The following is an 18,165-nucleotide window of genomic DNA, read 5'->3' as shown; positions in this document are numbered from 1 at the left end:
TCGCTAGCCGCGCGGGTGGCCGCGGAGCCGCCGGCGGGTGCGAGCGCGTGTCATGCGCATCATCACCTCGGCGCCCAGCCGCAGGGGCCGGCCGAACGGCGGCGCCGCGCTTCCGGTGATGCTGAAGGGCAGGTCATTGCCCACCACCGTGCGGTGATGACTGAACGCATCGAAACCGGCCTTGCCGTGGTAGGCGCCCATCCCGCTGCGGCCCACTCCCCCGAACGGCGCCGCCGACGGGATCATCTGCGCCGCAAAGTCATTGCGGGCGACCCCACCGCTTCGGGTGCTGCGGACGAAGGCCCGGAATTCGGCATCGTCGGGTCCGTACCAGTACGCCACCAGCGGCGTCGGTCGGGCATTGATGTATTCGATGGCCTCGGCCGGCCGCGAATACGCCTTGACGACGAGAACCGGACCGAAAACCTCCTCGCCGGCGATCTTCATGCCGTCGTCGACATCACGGATGATGGTGGGTGCGATCTTGCGGGAGGCACGGTCCGGCAGCGACTCCCCCACCGGCGCAATGGTTTCCACCGTGGCACCCCTGCCCCGCGCATCCTCGATCAGCCCGACGACTCGGTCGAAATTCGCCTGATTGACACTCGAGCAGTAGTCCTTGTTCGCCACGATCGTGGGGAACATGTCCCGCAGGGTGTGTCGCGCGGCGTCAACGAAGGCCTCCAGCTTCTCCTCGGGCACGAACACGTAGTCGGGGCACACGCAGACCTGGCCCCCGTTGACCATGCGAGCCTGGGCGATCCGTGCCGCCGCGCGCCGAACGTCGGCAGCCGGTGCGACGACGACGGGGTTCTTGCCCCCGAGCTCCAGCGTCACCGGAACCAGATTCTGTGCCGCCGAGCGCTGCACCAGCGCCCCGACCGACGGTGAGCCGGTGAAGAAGAGATGGTCGAACGGCAACCCTGCGAAGGCCGCCGCCACGTCGGCACCACCGGTGACGACGTGCAACTCGTCGGGGTCGAAGTACTCCGGTGCCAGCGAGGCCATCAGATCGGCGGTATGCGAGGTGACCTCCGACATCTTGATCATCGCCCGGTTGCCGGCCGCGAACGCGGTGGCCGCGGGCAGGACAACGAGATTGAGCGGGAAGTTCCACGGCCCGATGATTCCGATCACCCCGAGTGGTGAGGGCTGAACCTCCGCCCGCAGTCCGCACAGCCGCGCGGCCGGCAGCAGCTTGGTGGGCCGCATCCACTGGGCCGCATGGGATCTGGTGTGCTCGATGACCGAGAACATCCCGATGACCTCGGTGAACAAGGTAGCGGCCTTGGAGCGGGTGCCGAAGTCCGCCGCCATCGCCTCCACGAACGCATCGGTGTGGTCCACCACGAGTGCCATCAACCGATCGATGCGGTTGCGCCGCACCGCCAGCCCGGGCGGCCCCTCATCCACGAACGCCTGGCGCTGCCGCGCAAGGACGGCGCCCAGCTCAGCGACCCGCCGTTCGAGTGCGGCGGGAGCGTGTCCGTCGAGTGTGCTCATGAATCACCTTCGGTATCCAACCCGCGAGCGACCTCGCCGGTAATGCCCATATTGCCTACTGTAATAATTACAGTACGATCTTACGAAGAAGTGTTCGATCGTGCTGAGATCAAGATGCTGGAGATCAGGTGACGACCAACGTTCACACCGCCGCCGGTGCCGGCGACGAAACCGTCAGCCTGCGAGACCCCTACCCGTTCTTTGCCCGCAAACGGCGGGAGGCCGGCGTGTTCGCCGGCACGGTGATGGACTATTCCAAGACCCCGGAGTCGCTGCTGCCCAAGCAGGAGTACTCCGCGATGTCGTTCGACGCCGTCAACACGGTGTTCCGGGACGGCCGGGTGTTCAGCTCCAAGCCGTACGACAAGACCATCGGCCTGTTCATGGGGCCGACGATTCTGGCGATGGAGGGCAAGAAGCACCGTGAACACCGCAACCTGGTGTCCGCGGCCTTCAAATCCAAGGCGCTGGCCCGCTGGGAGCCGACCATCGTGCGGCCGATCTGCAATGCCCTGATCGACGAGTTCATCGGAACCGGCACAGCCGACCTGGTCCGGCAGTTCACGTTCGAGTTTCCCACCCGAGTCATCGCCCGGCTGCTCGGGTTGCCCGACGAAGACCTGCCGATGTTTCACACCCGCGCCGTGCAGTTGATCAGCTACCACGTCAACTACGAACGCGCCTTCGAGGCTTCGACGGCGCTCAAGGACTATTTCGTCGAGCAGATCGAACAGCGCAAGTCCAAGCCCACCGAGGACATCATCGGCGACCTGGTCACCGCGGAGATCGACGGCGAAAAGCTCACCGACGAAGCGATTTATTCGTTCCTGCGGCTGCTGCTGCCCGCCGGCCTGGAGACCACCTACCGCTCCTCGGGGAACCTGCTGTATCTGCTGCTCACCCACCCGGAGCAGTTCGCCGCGCTGCAAGCCGACCGCGAGCTGCTGGCACCGGCCATCGAGGAAGGGCTGCGCTACGAGACACCGCTGACCACCGTGCAACGCTTCACGACCGAAGACACCGAGTTGGAAGGCGTGCAGATTCCGGCCCGTTCGGTGATCGGGGTGTGCATCGGTTCGGCGAACCGCGACGAGCGGCGCTGGGACCGCGCCGAAGAGTTCGACATCTTCCGCAAGCACACGCCCCACATCTCGTTCGCCGCCGGGGAGCACACCTGCCTGGGTTTGCATCTGGCGCGGCTGGAAACACGCGTCGCGATGGAATGCCTGCTGAACCGGCTGACCAACCTCGCCCTGTTGACAGACGATGACCCGCACATCCACGGTCAGCCCTTCCGGTCCCCGAATGCGCTTCCGGTGACGTTCGACGCGAAGTAGGGTCGGCAAAATGGTCAAAGTCATGTCGGGCTTCCGGGTCTTGGAGCTTGCGCAGTTCACCTTCGTTCCGGCGGCGGGAGCCATCCTGGCCGACTGGGGAGCGGACGTCATCAAAGTCGAACACCCGGCCCGCGGCGACACCCAGCGCGGGTTCTTGAATATGGGTGGCATTCAAGTCGATCCGGAACGACACCCGCTGATGGAACATCCCAACCGCGGCAAACGCAGCGTCGGCATCGACGTCTCCACGCCCGGCGGTCAGGAGGTCATCTACGAGCTCGCCAAGACCGCGGACGTGTTCCTCACCAACTACATGCCCGCGCAGCGCCAGAAGCACAAGTTCGACGTGGAGCACATTCGGGCGGTGAACCCGAACATCGTGTACGCCCGTGGCTCGGCCTACGGCGACAAAGGCGCCGAGCGTGACACCGGCGGCTATGACGGCACGGCGTTCTGGACGCGCAGCGGCATCGGGTACGCCCTGACCCCCGAGGAGCTGGGCGGCGCACTGGGACAAGGCATTCCCGCGTTCGGCGATTCGATCGGCGGCATGTTCATCGCCGGTGGCATCTCGGCCGCGCTGCTGCATCGCGAGCGCACCGGTGAGGCCGTCGAGCTCGACGTGTCGCTGCTGAGCACTGCCTGGTGGGCGGCCGGCGCCAGCGTGACGCAGGGCATGGAGACCGGCGAGGTCATGCGCACCCCCATGCCGGGTTCCGGCGCGCCGTCGGTGAATCCCTTCATGGGCAACTACGAAACGTCCGACGGCGGCACGATCAACCTGTGCATCATCAGCCCGACCGGGCTGATCCGCGACACGTTCGAACACCTGGGCATCCCCGAGGCGGCCGACGATCCCCGCTTCTCCGACGTGCTCCCGCTGATCCAGAACGCCGACGCCGCCGCCGAACTGATCGCAAAAGCTTTCGCCGCCAAGCCCTTTGCCTATTGGCGACAACACCTTAAGACCATGAAGGGCCAATGGGCGCCGTTCCAGAGCCTCATCGACCTGGTCGACGACGAGCAGGCGATCGCCAACGACATGATCGCCGAAGTCGAGCTCGCCGGCGGCGGCAAGCCGTTCCGCGTGGTCCGCGGCCCCGTCCAGTTCAACCACGAGCCGTTGACGACGACGCGGGCGCCGCAGGCCAGCGAGCACACCGAGCTGGTCCTGATGGAGCTCGGCATGGACTGGGACCGGATCGACGAACTCAAGAATGCAGGAGCTATTGCGTGAGGAGTGGCGCGGCGTGAATGATGTCGCCATCATCGGCGTGGGCTTACACCCGTTCGGGCGCTTCGAGGGCAAGTCGGCGATGCAGATGGGCGTCGACGCGATCCACGCCGCTGTCGCCGACGCCGGTATCGCTTGGCGCGACGTCCAATTCGCCACCGGCGGCAGCTGGACGGTGGCCAACCCGGACGCGATCGTCGGCATGGTCGGGCTGACCGGCATCCCGTTCACCAACGTGTTCAACGCGTGCGCGACCGCGGCCAGCGCGGCCAAGGCGTGCGCCGACGGTATCCGACTGGGCGACTACGACATCGGCATCGCCATCGGACTGGACAAGCACCCGCGCGGCGCGTTCACCGAAGACCCCGCCCTGGTCGGCATGCCGCGCTGGTATGCGCAGAACGGGCAGTATCTGACCACCCAGTTCTTCGGCATGAAAGCCAACCGTTACCTGCACGACCACGGCATCTCGCAGCAGACCCTGGCCAAGGTCGCGGCCAAGAACTTCCGCAATGGGGCCATGAATCCCAACGCCTTTCGCCGCAAGCCGATCTCCGAGGAAGACATCCTCAACTCGACGATGCTCAATTATCCGCTGACCCAGTACATGTTCTGCGCGCCCGACGAGGGCGCCGCCGCCGTGGTCATGTGCCGGGCGGACATCGCGCACCGCTACACCTCCAAGCCCGTCTACCTGCGGGCGGTGGAGGTCCGCACCCGCCGCTACGGAGCCTACGAGGTGAACACCACGTGCGCCCCGGTCGAAGAAGACGTGGCCCCAACGGTTTACGCCGCCCGCACCGCCTTCGAGAAGGCGGGCATCGCCCCCGACGATGTCGACGTGATCCAGTTGCAGGACACCGACGCCGGCGCCGAGATCATTCACATGGCCGAGTGCGGGTTCTGCGAGCACGGCGATCAGGAGAAGCTACTGGCCGACGGCGCCACCGAGATCAACGGTGCGATGCCGGTCAACACCGACGGCGGGCTGATCGCCAACGGCGAGCCCATCGGCGCCTCCGGTTTGCGGCAGATCCACGAGATCGTGCGCCAGCTCCGCGGTGAGGCGGGCGATCGTCAGGTGCCCGGCAACCCCAAGGTGGGATTCACGCAGCTCTACGGCGCGCCGGGCACCGCCGCGGCGACCATCCTCACGACCTGACGGCGTCAAGAGGCTTTCTGCGCGACCGCGCGAAAGTGCACGACGTCTTCCCTGCGGTTTCCTGTTGCGTGGGTGAACTCGAAGCCCGCCGGTTCGGCGAGGTCGCGTAACTGCGGCACGCTCAGCCGGTCGGGATCGGACGGCATCTCCACGAAAACAAGTCGGCCGCCTGGCCTCAAGACGCGGTGCAGCGAGCGTAAGCATGCCTGCTGGTCGGGCACCTCCCCTATCACCGCCGCCAGAAACGCCACATCAAAAGCGTTGTCGGGGAACGGGAATTGCTCGCTTGCCTGCCCACTGGTGAAGCCGACATCAACGAAGCCGGCCCGCTCGAGTCGGCGCCGAGCCTTCTCCAGCATCTCCGGCTGGAGGTCGAACAAGTCGAGCCTGCCATCGGTGAGCTGGCGAGCGATCTCGACGCTGAAGAAACCCGGGCCCGGTCCGAGTTCGAGAACCCGCTCGGTGCCGGTCAGGTCCAAGGCGTCGATGATGCGCCGGGGCGGCATCAGCGCTCGCCGAACTGGATTGTCCAGAAGAAACGTCGCTTGATGCGGAAAGGGGGACGGTCCCGGATCGCGCCTTTTCCGCAGCAGCGCGCCCACCCATGTTGTCGCCATCAGACCTCCTTCCATCGAAGTTAGGGTAACCTAACTCGACGGCAGGAAGCAACGGCGTCGGCAAGCCGGGGGCGCGTCGAGTGTTAATCCTCGGCTTTGAGTGTCATTACCGGGCGACGACGCGCCGGCAAACCCCGCCGCAAATTCACACCCAAAGCCCTAGCTTCACATTGGATTTCGCTGGTGCGAAGCGCTAGCCGCGGCTACGAGGCTTTCTGCGCGACGGGCGCGTACGCCGGCTTGCCCAGACCCAGCACGTACTGCGCGATCATGTTGCGGAACACCTCGAGGGTGCCGCCATAGATCCCGACCAGCGGCGCGAACCGGTACACGTACTCGGCGGCGCCGTCGTCGGCCGCCCCGTCGGTGCCGACGGGCAGCGTCGACGCCGTGCCCAGGATGTCCATCAGATCCGGGGAGATGTCACGCATCGTCTGGGCCAGCGCGACGCGTCCGAAGATGCTGGGCGCGCTCAGGGAGGCTTCCATCCGCGCGGCGCTGCGGCCCAGGCGATAGGCCACCGCCGCGTCGTCGATAAGCCTGCGCCCGTCCGGGTCTGGCTGCGTTACTTTGGCCGCCGCCTTGTCCAGCGCGTCGGCCATGAAACCGGCCTGGTGCATCATGATCGACACGTCTTGCAGCCCGTCCGGTGCGGCCGCGACCGCCCCGTGCTCGGTGTTGAGGGGCTCGCGCAACACCGTCCAGCCCGCGTTCACGTCGCCCAGGCGATACTTGTCGTCGACGCGCACGTCGCTGTAGTAGACGATGTTGGTGCGGTCGCCGTCGACGGTGCGGATGCCCTGGATCTCGATGCCCGGGGAGTTCAGCGGAACCAGGAACATCGTGAGGCTCTTGTGCTTCTGCGCACCCGGGTCGGTGTTGGTGATGAGGAAGACGAACTGGCAGTTGTGCGCGCCGGTGGTGAACATCTTGGAACCGTTGATAATCCAGCCCCCATCTCCCGAGCCGTCACGCACCGCGCGGGTCTTGCAGGTGGCGATGTCGGACCCGCCCTCGGGTTCGGTGTAGCCCAGGCATAGCCGGACATGCCCGCTGAACACGCCCGGCAACACCTCGTCCCGCAGTTCGGCCGAGCCGAACTTCGCGACCGAGCGGGCCACCATGGCGGTGGTGCCCCAGGTCACCCAGGGCACGTGCGCGCGCCGTTTCTCCAGTTCCCAGATGCGCCGACGCACCCTGCTGAAGCCGCCGTCGGCCTCCGACTTCCATTCGCGTTCGAGGTAACCGGCGGCGCCCAATGCCAGGTGCACTCCTTCGTCGAAGTTGTCACCCGTTTCGCGGTCCCTGCGCTTGACGTCCTCGGTCACATGCGTGCGCAGGAAGTCGCGCGCTTCTTCGAGGAACCGCTGATCGTCGTCGGACAGCGTGACTCGTGAGAAATCCACTTAGGCGCCCTTTCCACTTTCGCGCGCGGCGACCAGCTCGCCGACATACTTGGCGCTGGCGCCGGGATCCCCGCCGGCCAATGCCCAGCCACGGGCTCGCACCAGATATGCCGTCGCGGCGGCCTCCGCCGAAACGCCAAGTCCCCCTTGGATATGCACCGCCATGGTCGCGGCCTTCGCCGCCTCCTCGGCCATGAACACGAACGCCGAGGGCGCCAGCTCCGGGCGCTCGTGCGGCTCGTTGTCCAGGAACCAGGCCGCGCGCCGCGCCAGGTTGCGACCGCCCTGCACGGTGATCGCGATGTTGGCCAGCGGATGCGAGATGCCCTGCAGCGTCGAAATCGGCACGCCCAACGTGTAGCGGGTCTTGGCGAATTCGGCGGCGATGGTCATGGTCTCCTCCACCAGGCCCACCAACGCCGCCGCGCTCAGCACCCGCCACTCATCCAGCGCCCGTTGATATTCGGCCAGCGCCTCGGATCCGCCGGCCAGCACGGTGCGGGTATCGGCGGACGCGGGATCCACCCAGGCCATCGGCAGCCGGCCGATGTTGTCCACCTTGGTCGGGCGCGTGCCGAACGTCAGCGCGACGACGTCGTCGCCGTCGCGCACGATGATCTGGTCGGCGATCGACCCGGTGGGCAAAAGCCGCGCCCCGGCGGCGCTGTCGTGCTGCGGGTCGAAGGCCGCGAGTCGCTTGCCGTGGACCACATCGGGTTCGACCGCGCCGAGGCGCGCGAGCAGCCGTGCGGTGCAAACCTGGTCGATCCACGGTACCGGCGCCAGCGACCGGCCGATCTCCTCGGCCACCAGGGTCAGGTCGACGAGCGTCGCCCCGTCCCCGCCCGCGTACTCGGGCACCGCCATGGTCGTTGCGCCCATGGCGCACAACCGTTCCCACAGATTCTTGTCGAAGCCGGTTTCCTCCGCGGCGCGCACGGTTTCGATCGAACAATGCGTCTTGAAGAAATCGCGGTAGGCGGCCTGCAACGCCTCGTGATCCGACGTCAGGCTGTAGTCGAGCCTACGTAGTTCATAGCGGTCCATCCTCAGCCTTCCTCCTGGCCACCGAAGAAGAATTCTTGGGCATTGTTGTAGAGATAGTTGTCGAGCACGTGGGCCGGCAGGTCCAGCCCGGCCGCTTCGGGAACCACGCGGTGCATTTTGAGCACCGGCCAGTCGGAAGCGAAGATCACCTTGTCCGGCCCGCGGGTCCGCATGTAGTGCAACAGGCTCTCCGGCAACCGTTTCGGCGACCACGCCGACGTCATCAACCGCAGGTTGGCATATTTGATCAACAGCCTGATCGCGATGTCCCACCACGGGTCCGCGCCGTGAATCATGCACAGCTTCAACTCCGGGAATCGCACGCAGACCCGGTCGAGGTGGATCGGATTCTGCACCTCCCCGGGGATGGGTGGTCCGGGGATGCCGGTGTTGATACACAGTGGCAGCTCGAGCTCGGCGCACTTGGTGTACAGCGGGTAATAGACGGCATCGCTGGGCGGGTATTGGCCGTCGCCCCAAAAGCTCGGTCCCACAGCGGCATAGGCGACGGGCAGGTCGTCGACGATGGCGGACAACTCACGCAGGGACGGCATCGGGCGCAACAGGTTGACCCCACCCATCGCCAGGGCGAACCGGTCGGGCTTCTCCTCGACGAATTTGCGCGCGGTCACCGACGGCGTGGCCAGGTTGTCCATCAAGATCGCCTTGCGCACACCCTGGGCGTCCATCTCCTCGAGCAGCTTCGACAACTCGACCGGTGCGAACATGGACTCCGGCCCCTTGAAGTAGTCGTCCCGCACCTTGAGCATCCAGGTCGGCTGCTGCTCGGTCTCGCCGAAGTGCACGTTGACCAGGCAATCGATAGCTTTCATGTCGACATCGGCGCCTTTGCTGTTGCGTGACGTTTCGCCCAACGGTAATCGGCCTTCCCGTTGCCCAAGCGCTGAACCCGCTCGACGACGAGGAACTCCTTGGGCGCCTTGAACCGCGCCAGTCGCGACGTGCACAGCGTGTGGAGCTCCTCGGCGGTTCCGGTGGCGCCGTCGCGCAGTTCGACGAGCGCGACCAGCTCTTCGCCCCAGCGCTCGCTGGGCCGGCCGACCACCAGCGCGTCGGCGACCGCCGGGTGGGCGCGCAGCACCTCTTCGACCTCCTCGACGAAGACCTTCTCGCCGCCGGTGTTGACCACCAGCGAGTCGCGGCCGTACAACCGCAACGCGCCGTCGGCTTCCAGTGCGGCGCGGTCACCCGAGATCACCACTCGCTTGCCGTCGATCTCGGGGAAGGTCTTGCGGGTGGCGTCGGGATCGTCAAAGTAGCCCAACGGTATTCGCCCTTCCCGGGCGACCCAGCCCACTTCCGGCTCGCCGGGGGAGAGGAAGTGGCTGTAGTCCTCGGAAAGCACCAAGCCGCCTTCGCGCAGCGTGAAGGTGTCGGCCTGGGAGCCGCGCCGGCTGTGGCCGAAGCCCATGTTCCCGGTCTCCGATGAGCCGTAACCGTTGATGAGGGTGATGTGGGGTAACAGCTCCAGCAGGGCTTGTTGATACTTGGGATTCGTTGCGGCGCCCCCGGTCCCGATGGCGTACAGCGAGGACAAGTCGTAGAAGCCGCCCTGCAGCTCGGCCACCAGTGGCGCGGCGTAGGCATCCCCCACCATGGTCATCAGGCCGACCTTTTCGCGCTGCGCGGTCTCCCACACCAATCGCGGTTCGAGCTTGCGGCCGGTGTCATACATCACCACGGTGGTGCCGGCCATGATCGCCGAGAAGGCCGTCCACATGCCGGCCGCGTGCATCAACGGCGAGACGGCGAACCATGGCGCACCGGCGTTACCGCGCACCTTGTCGTGGATCTCTTCCGCGCAGGCATGATCGGCCCCCACCATGGAGGACACATAGATGTCGGACTGTCGCCACAGCACGCCCTTGGGCCGACCAGTGGTGCCGCCGGTGCAGATCATCAGCAGATCGTCCGGGGACGCCGTCACCCCCCGGCCGGTATCCCCTTGCGCCAGTGCGTCATCCAACGACACCGCGCCCGACAGTTCCGCAGCGCCGCTGCCGTCATCCACGGACACCAACAGGTCGACGCCGGCATCCGTGAGCACGTCGGCGAATTTCGCGCCCAGCCCGCGGTGGTAGATGACCGCTCGGGGCTTGACGTAGTCGAGCAGCTCGCGGACCTCGTTCGGCGTGTAGTAGTAGTTGATGTTCACCGGGACGGTGCGGGCCTTGAGGCAGCCGATGACCATGTCCGGGTACAGGTCGTTGTGCATGACCAGCGCCACCCGGTCCTGCCCGCATTCCCAGTTCTGCAGCGTCGCGCGCTCCCGATGTGCCCCTAATCCGTTGCCCGCCAGGAAGTTTGCCAGCCGGCGGGTGCGCTCGGCCGACTCGCGAAAGGTGCTGCGGCGGCCGCCGCATACCGTCATCGTCCGGTCCCCGACGACGTGGGCGATTTCGTCGAGAACCGCCCCTATGGTCCATTCGCTCACTGGTGTAGCCGGCCTCGGGTGATCAAGGGAGGTCAAGCGGCCGAGCCGACTTGGACGCCGAGCAAGTCTAACGCATTGTCCCGCATGATCTTTCGAACGTCGGACTCGCTGAAGCCCTTTAGCTCCTCGGCGAACGACACCGGCGATTCGAGGCCTTCCCCGTGCGGCCAGTCGGAACCGAACAGGATCTTGTCGACGCCGATGGCGCCGGCGAGGTCGGCCAGATCGTCCTCGTAGTAGGGCGCGATCCAGACGTTGTTGCGCAACTGCTCCACCGGGTCCTCGGGGAAGTACTGGGGTTGGGTGTTGGCCGCCTTCTTCAATCGCTTGATCAGCCGGTGCACGAAGTACGAGCCGTTCTCGATGCTGACCGCCTTGAGTTTCGGGTGACGGGTGAACACGCCGTGCACGATCATCGACGCCATCGTGTCGTGAATGGCGCGGTCGTCGAGCAGCACCTGATCCAGCGGATCCTTGGCGCCGAAGCCCTCGAACGTCGCTTTGCCGCCCCAGGCCGCCGCGATGTGCAGATAGCCGCTGTCGGACAGGTGGAATCCGACCGGCACCCCTGCCTCGGCCAGCCGCGCCCAGACCGGGTCGTGGCTGCGATCGCCCAGCGACCGCGGCTTGACCAAGCCGGGCACCGGCGCCGGGCGCACCAGCACCAGCTTGGCGCCGCGCGCGAGCACGAACTCCACCTCTTCGATGGCCTTGTCCGGGTCGGCCAGCGAGATGATCGGTGCGGCAATGATTCGGTGATCGGGACGGTCGAAGCCCCAGTCCTCGTCGAGCCACAGATTGAACGCGTGCACCGACGCCATCGTCGCCTCGATGTCGTGCTTGAGCGCCTCCTCGACTCCGCATCCGAACGTCGGCAGCATGAACACCGTCTCGATGTCCTGGGTGTCCATCACCGCGATCCGGGCGTCGCGGTTCTGATACTCGGGGTGTTCCGCCAGCCGCTCGACCTTCATCAGCGAGGCCGGATCGACCCCGTCGGGGATCTCGCCGCGGAAGAGCAGGTCGAGGCAACCCGGCACGATGATCGGGTCGAAGGTGGGGTTGGGGATGAAATGGTTGATGCGGCCGCCGATCACGGCCCAGGTCCGCTTGCCCTCGTTGACCATCTGGACGCCCCGCCCCCTGAACTTCTTGTCCAGATGGCGGGTGAACGAGTCCAGCGGCTCGTAGTAGTGATTGTCGACGTCGATCGCCTGGTAACCCAACTCAGCCATGATCATCCTTTCCGCCATTACCGGCGAACACTAAGCGTCGGTCGAATCGAGCGACGGGAATTGCGGCGGCCGCTTCTCGAGAAAACTGGTGATGCCCTCGATGACATCGGGGCGCGGCATCGCCTCGTGCAACAAAACTTCGGCGAGCGAATTGGCCTGCTCGACGTCGCGGGTCGCGTCGCCGTATACCTGCCTCTTGATCACCGCCATCGACGCCGGGGAGCAATTCGCGGCGATGTCCTCGGCGTATTCCAGCGCGCGCTTCATCAAATCGTCCGGCGCGACAACCTCTTTGACCAGACCCAACTCGGCCGCCTCCTCGGCGAGAAACGTCCGCCCGCTCAGCAACAGATCGAGGGCGACGCCCCAGCTGGTCAGCCGCGGCAGTATCCAAGAGATGCCGAACTCCGCGATCAGACCCCGACGCGCGAACACCGCGCCGAACTTCGCGCCGGCGGCCGCGAACCGGACATCGCACATCAGCGCCTGGGTCAACCCGATGCCGACACACGCCCCGTTGACGGCCGCGATGACGGGCTTGCGCAACGTCGTCACAAAGTGCGGCGGGCGCTCCCCGACCAACTCGGCCAGATTCGTCTGACCGGCCTTCTCCATCGTCTCGCCATAGCCGGGTGCCGAACTTGGCGCGCCCAAATACGCGCCCGCGCAAAACCCCCGGCCCCGGCCGGTCAACACGATGACCCGGACGGCCGGATCCTGTTCGGCGCGATCGATCGCCGCATAAAACCCGGCGGCGATGTCGGGGCCCCAGGCGTTGAGCCGATCCGGGCGATTGAACGTCAGAACCGCCACACCGGTTTCAGTGGTCTCATACAGCACCGCCGCATCGGTGACCACGCGGTCGGCGGCGCTCATCAGACCGTCCCCTCATAGCTGATCGACTGGCGAGTTTGTACCCATACTGTATACCTATCGGTACTGCATTCCACAACTGCCGCGATCCGGCGGCGAAACCCCGACTAAACAGCGGTTTCACGCACCGCGACGCCGACTCGGGCGCCCGCGGGTCGACGGCCGGGCGGGCGACGATTTTGACGCGGTCGTAACCGCCGAATCGGGTGCCGGAAATGAATTTTCGGCGGCAACCGGCCGCCGACGTGGCAAGACTTAAATGTTGTGGTGTGGGACACGTTGCTGCCACGTTTGCGTCGGCCGCGCGATCGGGAATCCCGGAACAAGCCAGCCAGTCGACAAGGGAGGTAGACGCAATGGTTGACGTCAAGAGTGGTCCGATCGAACTCGTCCGTGGCATCGTCGAGGATGCCCTCGGGAAGACCAAGCAGGTCATCGGGATCATCATCGGCAATGACAGCCTGGCCGAAGAGGGCAAGGCTCAGCAGGACAAGGCGGAAGCGCAGCGCAACGCCGGCAAGAAGGAAGCCGCCGCCGAGAAAGCCCGCGGCAAGGCCAAGGCCTACGAGGAGCGCGAGCGGGCCGAGCAGCAGTAAACGGTCAGCTAGTCGAGCGGGCCCGGTCACTGACCGGGCCCGCTTCGCTGCGTAAACCCTGCTACCGCAACGCGGTTTCCAGCAGGCCCAACCGCTGGTAGGCGTTTTCGATCTGGGCTTTCGCCTCGGCGGGCAGCTCGGCCTGCGGGGGGCGGGAGTGCGGATACGCGCCGATGGGCAGGCCCAGCAGCGATGCGGCGTACTTGAATGCGCCGCCCCAGTGGGTGAAGTAATCCGCGCGGCCGGGGTAACAGGTCCACCAGGATCCGACGTCGAGGTCGAACTGGTCCAAGCCCGACTCACGGCCGTAGTCCATGGCCTCGACGAGTTTGTCGCTCTGGATGAGATCCCAGTATTCGGAGAACAGTCGCCGGGTGGGCGTCTCGAAAAGGTAGCCGGCGGTACCCAATTGCGCCGGACAGACGATCCCGTCGCGCAGCCAGCCGGCCCGGTAGACGGTCTTGTCGCATTCCCACACCGCGAGGCCGGGCGCCAGCTCATGCAGCATCCGGCTGCTCGCCGGCCGGAAGGCGCCTTCCTTGGTCGCGCACACCGCGGGAACTTCGTCGTAGATCCGGGCGCTCTCGGCGGGCGTCAAGACGTAACCCGAGGACGGCGAGTTGAACATGCCCAGGGCGATATCCGTCCGCGCCGCCACGTATTTGAAAAAGCGCAGCACGCCGTCACCCCCGTGCGCCTCCATCATCGGCGTTTGGATGTAGGCGATGTCGGCCCCCGCCTCCTGCGCGTGCAGCGTCAGGTCCAGGCAGTCCTTCGCCGACATCGCCGCCGTGCACGCCTGCACCACCACGTCGGGATTGATGCCGCGCGCTTCCTCGACGGCCACCTCCAGCAGGCGTTTGCGTTCCTCGATGGTCAGCGACCAGAACTCCGCGATCCCGCTGGTACACCACAACATCGGATGCCCCAGATCACCGACGCAATAGCGCACCAGCGTCCGATAGGCCTCCCAGTCGATGTCATCGCCGTCGGTGCCGCAGAACGGCGTGTAAAGGGAGTCACCGATCCCCCGCAATGCGCCCGACGCCCACGCCCGCGCCTCCGCTGCCGTAGCCACAATCGACTCCTTTTGTCTGCCAATCGATTTCTTCGACCCGTCGTCAGGTGAAGTCCGAACCGCCGTCGACGTTGATGTTGGCGCCGGTCATGTAGGAGTTGCGCCGCGAGGCGAGGAACGCGGCGACCGGGCCGATTTCCTCCGGCAAGCCCGCACGCGGCATGTGCGCCGGATGACCGAAATGCTTGCCGATGGCGTCCATCAGGGCGTAAGGGTCATTGCCGTCGACCCCCACCGAATTCGCCCAGCCGATCAGCGATTCCGATGCGATGCTGCCCGGCGACACCACGTTGACCATGATCTCGTCCTTGGCCAGCAGCAGAGACAGGTTTTTCGACACGCTGGTCAGCATCGACTTCGCCGCCGTGTAGGCGGGCAGCATGACGCTTTGCCGCTGCGTCGAGTGTGCGGAGAAGTTCACGATCCGGGCCCATTGCGCCTTGCGCAACAGCGGAAGCGCCGCGCGGACGCAGCGCACCATTCCCAGCACGCCGTCTTCGACGGATTGCCGCCACTGGTCGTCGGTCAGCTGCTCGAACGTGCCGGCCGCGCCCGGTCCCACCGTGATAACCAGCGCGTTGAGTTCGCCGTCCCATCGCCGGGCGAGCTCGCCGAACACCTCGCTCACCGCACCGTCGTCCCCGATGTCCGCCGTCAATCCGATCGCGTCCGGGCTACCGCGCTGCGTGAGATCGGTCACCGCGGCGTCCAGGGCGTCGCGGCTGCGGCCTATCACCGCGACCCGGGTGCCTTCGTCGGCGAAGCAGCGCGCCGTTGCCAATCCCATGCCGCGGCTACCGCCGACTACCACCGCCGTGGCATTCGCCAGCCCTAGATCCATTGCGTAATCCGTAGCCCCAGTCTGGTCATTTTCGCCTGTCCAGCCGCTTTACCAAAAAGCCTACGATAGGTATTACAGTAGCAGAGGGATAATGTGACACGAAGGCGTATACGCAGGTCAAAAAAGAAGTGCCGGTAAATTCAATCGTACCGGCAGCACGGCTGCCAGACCGCATACCCGGAACGGATTTTGATGGAGGTGCCCGTAGTGGCAAAACAGGCAACCGCCGATAAGCGTCAACGACGCGAACGCGGGTCCATCAATCCCGACGACATCATCAGCGGCGCATTCGAACTCGCGGAGCAGGTGTCGATCGACAACCTGAGCATGCCGCTGCTCGGCAAACATCTCGGCGTGGGTGTGACGAGCATCTACTGGTACTTCCGCAAGAAGGACGACCTGCTCAACGCGATGACCGACCGCGCGCTGAGCAAGTACGTGTTCGCCACGCCCTATGTCGAGGCCAGCGACTGGCGTGAGACCTTGGCCAACCACGCGCGCTTGATGCGTAAGACGTTCATGGGCAACCCAATTCTGTGCGACCTGATTTTGATTCGAGCCGCGCTTTCGCCGAAGGCGGCGCGGATGGGCGCTCAGGAGATGGAAAAGGCGGTCGCCAATCTGGTGCAGGCCGGGCTGTCGCCGGAGGATGCCTTCGACACCTATTCGGCGATTTCGGTGCACGTGCGCGGTTCAGTGGTGCTGCAACGGCTCTACGAAAAGAACCAGTCCTCGGACGTCGGTCCCCGGGCCATCGAGGACGCGGTTGCGATTGACCCGGAGAAGACGCCGCTGCTCGCTCAGGTGACCGGGATAGGCCACCGCATCGGCGCCCCCGACGAAACGAATTTCGAATACGGACTCACCTGCATCCTCGATCACGCCAGCCGGCTGATCGACGAGAGCAACGGATCCAAGGGCGGCAAGGCGGCGCCGTCGCGGCAGCGCAAGCCGGCCAAGTCGGCGCCGGCCCGGGGCCGGACCAAGGCGACAGCGGCTCGCTAGCGCCCCGAAAGGGCTTGTCAGCCCTCGGGTTCCGGGACGTGGAAGTGCTCGTCGCGTAACCGGAACGCCTCCCTGGCGCCGTGCTGCGCGCGGGTCTTGACGAAGTTGAATTCGCCCGGCCCGAATTGCAGGTTGGTGCCGAACGCGTGGAACAGATAGCTGGCGACCTCTTCGCCCTGATACGCCTGGCTCTGCTCGACCAGCCGGAATGCCTCCTTGGCGATGACGACCCCGTCGGCGGGCATCTTCGCCGCCTTCTCGGCCCAGTAGCGCGCGCGGGCCGTCACCGCACCGGGTGCGCAGGTGTCGGTGAAGATTCCCAGGTGCTCGATCTCGCCCGCCTCGATGATGTCGCCGGTCAACAGCAGGCGCCGGGCCAGCACCGGCCCGAGCCGGTGAAAGAACATGTGCAGGCTGCCGAGGGCGGGGCCCAGGAACCGGGTCGCGGGCATGCCGATCTTGGTGTCACGCGCGATGACCGAGATGTCGGTCATCAACGCCATCTCGAAACCGCCGCCGAGCGCGTAACCGGCGATCTCCCCCACCGTCACCTTCGGGAATCCCATGAAATTGTGGTAGAAGCCAAAAGACTTGCGGTCCACCGTAAGTCGTCGCCGCTGACTGGGGCGACGTTTGGCGGGCCGGTCGGCACCGGCCGCCTGGTCCGGTGGCGCGGACGAGCCGTACCATCCGTAGGCGTTGTTCATGTCCGCACCGGTGGAGAACACCCCCTCTGCCCCGCGCAGTAGCACCACCGTCAGGTCGTCGTCCTCGGCCACCTGATCAAGGCATCGGGCGACGGCCTCACGCATCGCCGCGTCATAGGAGTTGCGTTGTTGGGGATTGTTCAGCGTGATGGTCGCGATGCGCCGATCGGGATCGATGTCGAAGAGCACGCGATCGTCAGAGGTGCTCGAGGCGGTCATGTATCGGACTCCTTTCGGCGCCTGCCGAACCGCGATCCGGCAAGCTTTTCCGGCCGTGACGCCAACGTGTTGACCTCGCCGGTACAGAGGACTTCGTCGTGAAGCGACAGCCGCCCGGTCGACGTGATGCCGCGTTCACCCTCCGTGCGGGCTATGTCGAAGCGCAGCTCGGTCAACACCGGGGTCGGCCGGCGGAAGGTTACGACCAGGGATCGTGTCTTGCCGGACAGGCCGGTGACGCAATTGTGGTGCTGGATGACGCAGTCGAAGAAGACGCCCAGGAAGCCGCCGTGCACCAGGCCCGGCGGCCCTTCGTACACCAGGGGGAATTCGACAGTGCCCGTAGCGTTCTCGGCGTCGAGTCCGTCGAACCGGTACTCCGGAAAGCACGGGTTGTATGCACCGATGTCGGTCGCGTGGTTGAGGTAGACGCGGCGCGGATCGTCGGGCAATTCGCCGATGCGCGGTGCGTTGTCCGCGGGCGCCGCGGCGACCAGCTCGCCTTCCCACTCGGCGAATTTCTCCAGCATGGCGTCCACCGCGGGGTGTGGGTGCTCGAGGGACACCAGCAGCGAACTCAGGCGCCGCATGGCGGCAGCGGCGGCCACGGTCTGGGCAAGCGGCGCCTCGCCGAATCTGGCGTCGCCGTTGCCCGTCGACGCGCGCGCGGCATGCCCCTCCGACAAAGTCATCGCGCCACTCCTCCTCATCGCTGTGCTCTGCATCGTCGCCGGCGCGGTCATCGCGCCACTCCTCCTCATCGCGGCGTCCCCCGCAAGCGGGCGGGGGTACCTCCCACTTGTGGGGGCGTGCCCCGCCGCATCGTCGCCGGCGCGGCCATGGTTCCCTC

General features: G+C 66.0%; 17 protein-coding genes. 5 read left to right on the top strand and 12 right to left on the bottom strand.

What is annotated here, in order from left to right; translation table 11 throughout:
- Positions 1–3: 3 nt before the first annotated feature.
- A complete protein-coding gene (locus A5646_RS10995) occupies positions 4–1,503 on the bottom strand; it encodes an aldehyde dehydrogenase family protein (protein ID WP_082984705.1) in 1,500 nt (499 codons plus the stop codon).
- 128 nt (positions 1,504–1,631) lie between these two features.
- On the opposite strand from A5646_RS10995, the gene A5646_RS10990 reads away from it, so the two are divergent.
- Genes A5646_RS10990 through A5646_RS10980 form a run of 3 tightly spaced genes read left to right on the top strand, consistent with a single transcriptional unit; the run spans position 1,632 to position 5,236 of the window.
- Complete coding sequence (locus A5646_RS10990; RefSeq protein ID WP_066881934.1) at positions 1,632–2,840, top strand: cytochrome P450; 1,209 nt, start codon at positions 1,632–1,634, stop codon at positions 2,838–2,840.
- A gap of 22 nt (positions 2,841–2,862) precedes the next feature.
- Entirely contained in the window at positions 2,863–4,077 is a 1,215-nt protein-coding gene (locus tag A5646_RS10985) for a CaiB/BaiF CoA-transferase family protein (protein ID WP_066881952.1), read from the top strand.
- Positions 4,078–4,090: 13 nt separating this feature from the next.
- Positions 4,091–5,236, top strand: a complete 1,146-nt coding sequence (locus tag A5646_RS10980) for a thiolase family protein (RefSeq protein ID WP_066866648.1) — start codon at positions 4,091–4,093, stop codon at positions 5,234–5,236.
- Positions 5,237–5,241: 5 nt separating this feature from the next.
- Here A5646_RS10980 and A5646_RS10975 read toward each other — a convergent pair whose 3' ends face one another.
- The 7 genes from A5646_RS10975 to A5646_RS10945 form a co-directional block, all read right to left on the bottom strand.
- Positions 5,242–5,838, bottom strand: a complete 597-nt coding sequence (locus A5646_RS10975) for a class I SAM-dependent methyltransferase (RefSeq protein ID WP_197497884.1) — start codon at positions 5,836–5,838, stop codon at positions 5,242–5,244.
- Between the two features lie 218 nt (positions 5,839–6,056).
- Complete coding sequence (locus A5646_RS10970) at positions 6,057–7,259, bottom strand: acyl-CoA dehydrogenase family protein (RefSeq protein WP_067021683.1); 1,203 nt, start codon at positions 7,257–7,259, stop codon at positions 6,057–6,059.
- A complete protein-coding gene (locus A5646_RS10965) occupies positions 7,260–8,306 on the bottom strand; it encodes an acyl-CoA dehydrogenase family protein (RefSeq protein ID WP_066866558.1) in 1,047 nt (348 codons plus the stop codon).
- 2 nt (positions 8,307–8,308) lie between these two features.
- Positions 8,309–9,139 carry an amidohydrolase family protein gene (locus A5646_RS10960; RefSeq protein WP_066866556.1) on the bottom strand — a complete coding sequence of 277 codons (831 nt, stop codon included), beginning with the start codon at positions 9,137–9,139 and terminating at the stop codon, positions 8,309–8,311.
- The gene (locus A5646_RS10955; protein ID WP_066866554.1) at positions 9,136–10,761 is read right to left on the bottom strand and encodes an acyl-CoA synthetase; all 1,626 of its coding nucleotides are present in this window, start codon (positions 10,759–10,761) and stop codon (positions 9,136–9,138) included. Before A5646_RS10955 ends, A5646_RS10960 begins: the two co-directional genes overlap by 4 nt.
- Positions 10,762–10,793: 32 nt before the next feature.
- Entirely contained in the window at positions 10,794–11,996 is a 1,203-nt protein-coding gene (locus tag A5646_RS10950; protein WP_067021732.1) for an amidohydrolase family protein, read from the bottom strand.
- Between the two features lie 30 nt (positions 11,997–12,026).
- Positions 12,027–12,872, bottom strand: a complete 846-nt coding sequence (locus tag A5646_RS10945; protein WP_066866552.1) for an enoyl-CoA hydratase — start codon at positions 12,870–12,872, stop codon at positions 12,027–12,029.
- A 353-nt stretch (positions 12,873–13,225) separates the two neighbouring features.
- On the opposite strand from A5646_RS10945, the gene A5646_RS10940 reads away from it, so the two are divergent.
- Positions 13,226–13,465 carry a CsbD family protein gene (locus tag A5646_RS10940; RefSeq protein WP_066866550.1) on the top strand — a complete coding sequence of 80 codons (240 nt, stop codon included), beginning with the start codon at positions 13,226–13,228 and terminating at the stop codon, positions 13,463–13,465.
- Between the two features lie 61 nt (positions 13,466–13,526).
- On the opposite strand, the gene A5646_RS10935 is transcribed toward A5646_RS10940, so the two are convergent.
- The gene (locus tag A5646_RS10935; protein WP_066866548.1) at positions 13,527–14,543 is read right to left on the bottom strand and encodes a dihydrodipicolinate synthase family protein; all 1,017 of its coding nucleotides are present in this window, start codon (positions 14,541–14,543) and stop codon (positions 13,527–13,529) included.
- A gap of 43 nt (positions 14,544–14,586) precedes the next feature.
- Positions 14,587–15,384 (bottom strand): SDR family NAD(P)-dependent oxidoreductase, encoded by a 798-nt coding sequence (locus A5646_RS10930; RefSeq protein ID WP_066866546.1) that lies wholly within the window; start codon positions 15,382–15,384, stop codon positions 14,587–14,589.
- 192 nt (positions 15,385–15,576) lie between these two features.
- Here A5646_RS10930 and A5646_RS10925 point away from each other — a divergent pair, with 192 nt between their 5' ends.
- Entirely contained in the window at positions 15,577–16,389 is an 813-nt protein-coding gene (locus A5646_RS10925) for a TetR/AcrR family transcriptional regulator (protein ID WP_066866544.1), read from the top strand.
- A gap of 17 nt (positions 16,390–16,406) precedes the next feature.
- Here the strand turns inward: A5646_RS10925 and A5646_RS10920 are convergent, their stop codons facing one another.
- Both A5646_RS10920 and A5646_RS10915 read right to left on the bottom strand, forming a co-directional pair.
- Positions 16,407–17,315 carry an enoyl-CoA hydratase/isomerase family protein gene (locus A5646_RS10920; protein ID WP_067021681.1) on the bottom strand — a complete coding sequence of 303 codons (909 nt, stop codon included), beginning with the start codon at positions 17,313–17,315 and terminating at the stop codon, positions 16,407–16,409.
- Complete coding sequence (locus A5646_RS10915; protein ID WP_197505165.1) at positions 17,312–18,007, bottom strand: hypothetical protein; 696 nt, start codon at positions 18,005–18,007, stop codon at positions 17,312–17,314. The genes A5646_RS10920 and A5646_RS10915 overlap by 4 nt, the downstream gene beginning before the upstream one ends.
- Positions 18,008–18,165 lie beyond the last annotated feature (158 nt).

The sequence above is a fragment of the Mycobacterium sp. 1245499.0 genome (genome assembly GCF_001673615.1).
GTDB lineage: Bacteria > Actinomycetota > Actinomycetes > Mycobacteriales > Mycobacteriaceae > Mycobacterium > Mycobacterium europaeum_A.
The sequence above is the reverse complement of the archived record's forward strand: the minus strand, read 5'-3'. Positions and strand labels throughout refer to the sequence as shown.

Coding starts and splice junctions, on each gene's coding strand:
- A5646_RS10995 (WP_082984705.1), bottom strand. CDS start 1,503: ATGAGCACACTCGACGGACACGCTCCCGCCGCACTCGAACGGCGGGTC.
- A5646_RS10985 (WP_066881952.1), top strand. CDS start 2,863: ATGTCGGGCTTCCGGGTCTTGGAGCTTGCGCAGTTCACCTTCGTTCCG.
- A5646_RS10965 (WP_066866558.1), bottom strand. CDS start 8,306: ATGGACCGCTATGAACTACGTAGGCTCGACTACAGCCTGACGTCGGAT.
- A5646_RS10960 (WP_066866556.1), bottom strand. CDS start 9,139: ATGAAAGCTATCGATTGCCTGGTCAACGTGCACTTCGGCGAGACCGAG.
- A5646_RS10950 (WP_067021732.1), bottom strand. CDS start 11,996: ATGGCTGAGTTGGGTTACCAGGCGATCGACGTCGACAATCACTACTAC.
- A5646_RS10945 (WP_066866552.1), bottom strand. CDS start 12,872: ATGAGCGCCGCCGACCGCGTGGTCACCGATGCGGCGGTGCTGTATGAG.
- A5646_RS10940 (WP_066866550.1), top strand. CDS start 13,226: ATGGTTGACGTCAAGAGTGGTCCGATCGAACTCGTCCGTGGCATCGTC.
- A5646_RS10930 (WP_066866546.1), bottom strand. CDS start 15,384: ATGGATCTAGGGCTGGCGAATGCCACGGCGGTGGTAGTCGGCGGTAGC.
- A5646_RS10925 (WP_066866544.1), top strand. CDS start 15,577: ATGGAGGTGCCCGTAGTGGCAAAACAGGCAACCGCCGATAAGCGTCAA.
- A5646_RS10920 (WP_067021681.1), bottom strand. CDS start 17,315: ATGACCGCCTCGAGCACCTCTGACGATCGCGTGCTCTTCGACATCGAT.
- A5646_RS10915 (WP_197505165.1), bottom strand. CDS start 18,007: ATGACTTTGTCGGAGGGGCATGCCGCGCGCGCGTCGACGGGCAACGGC.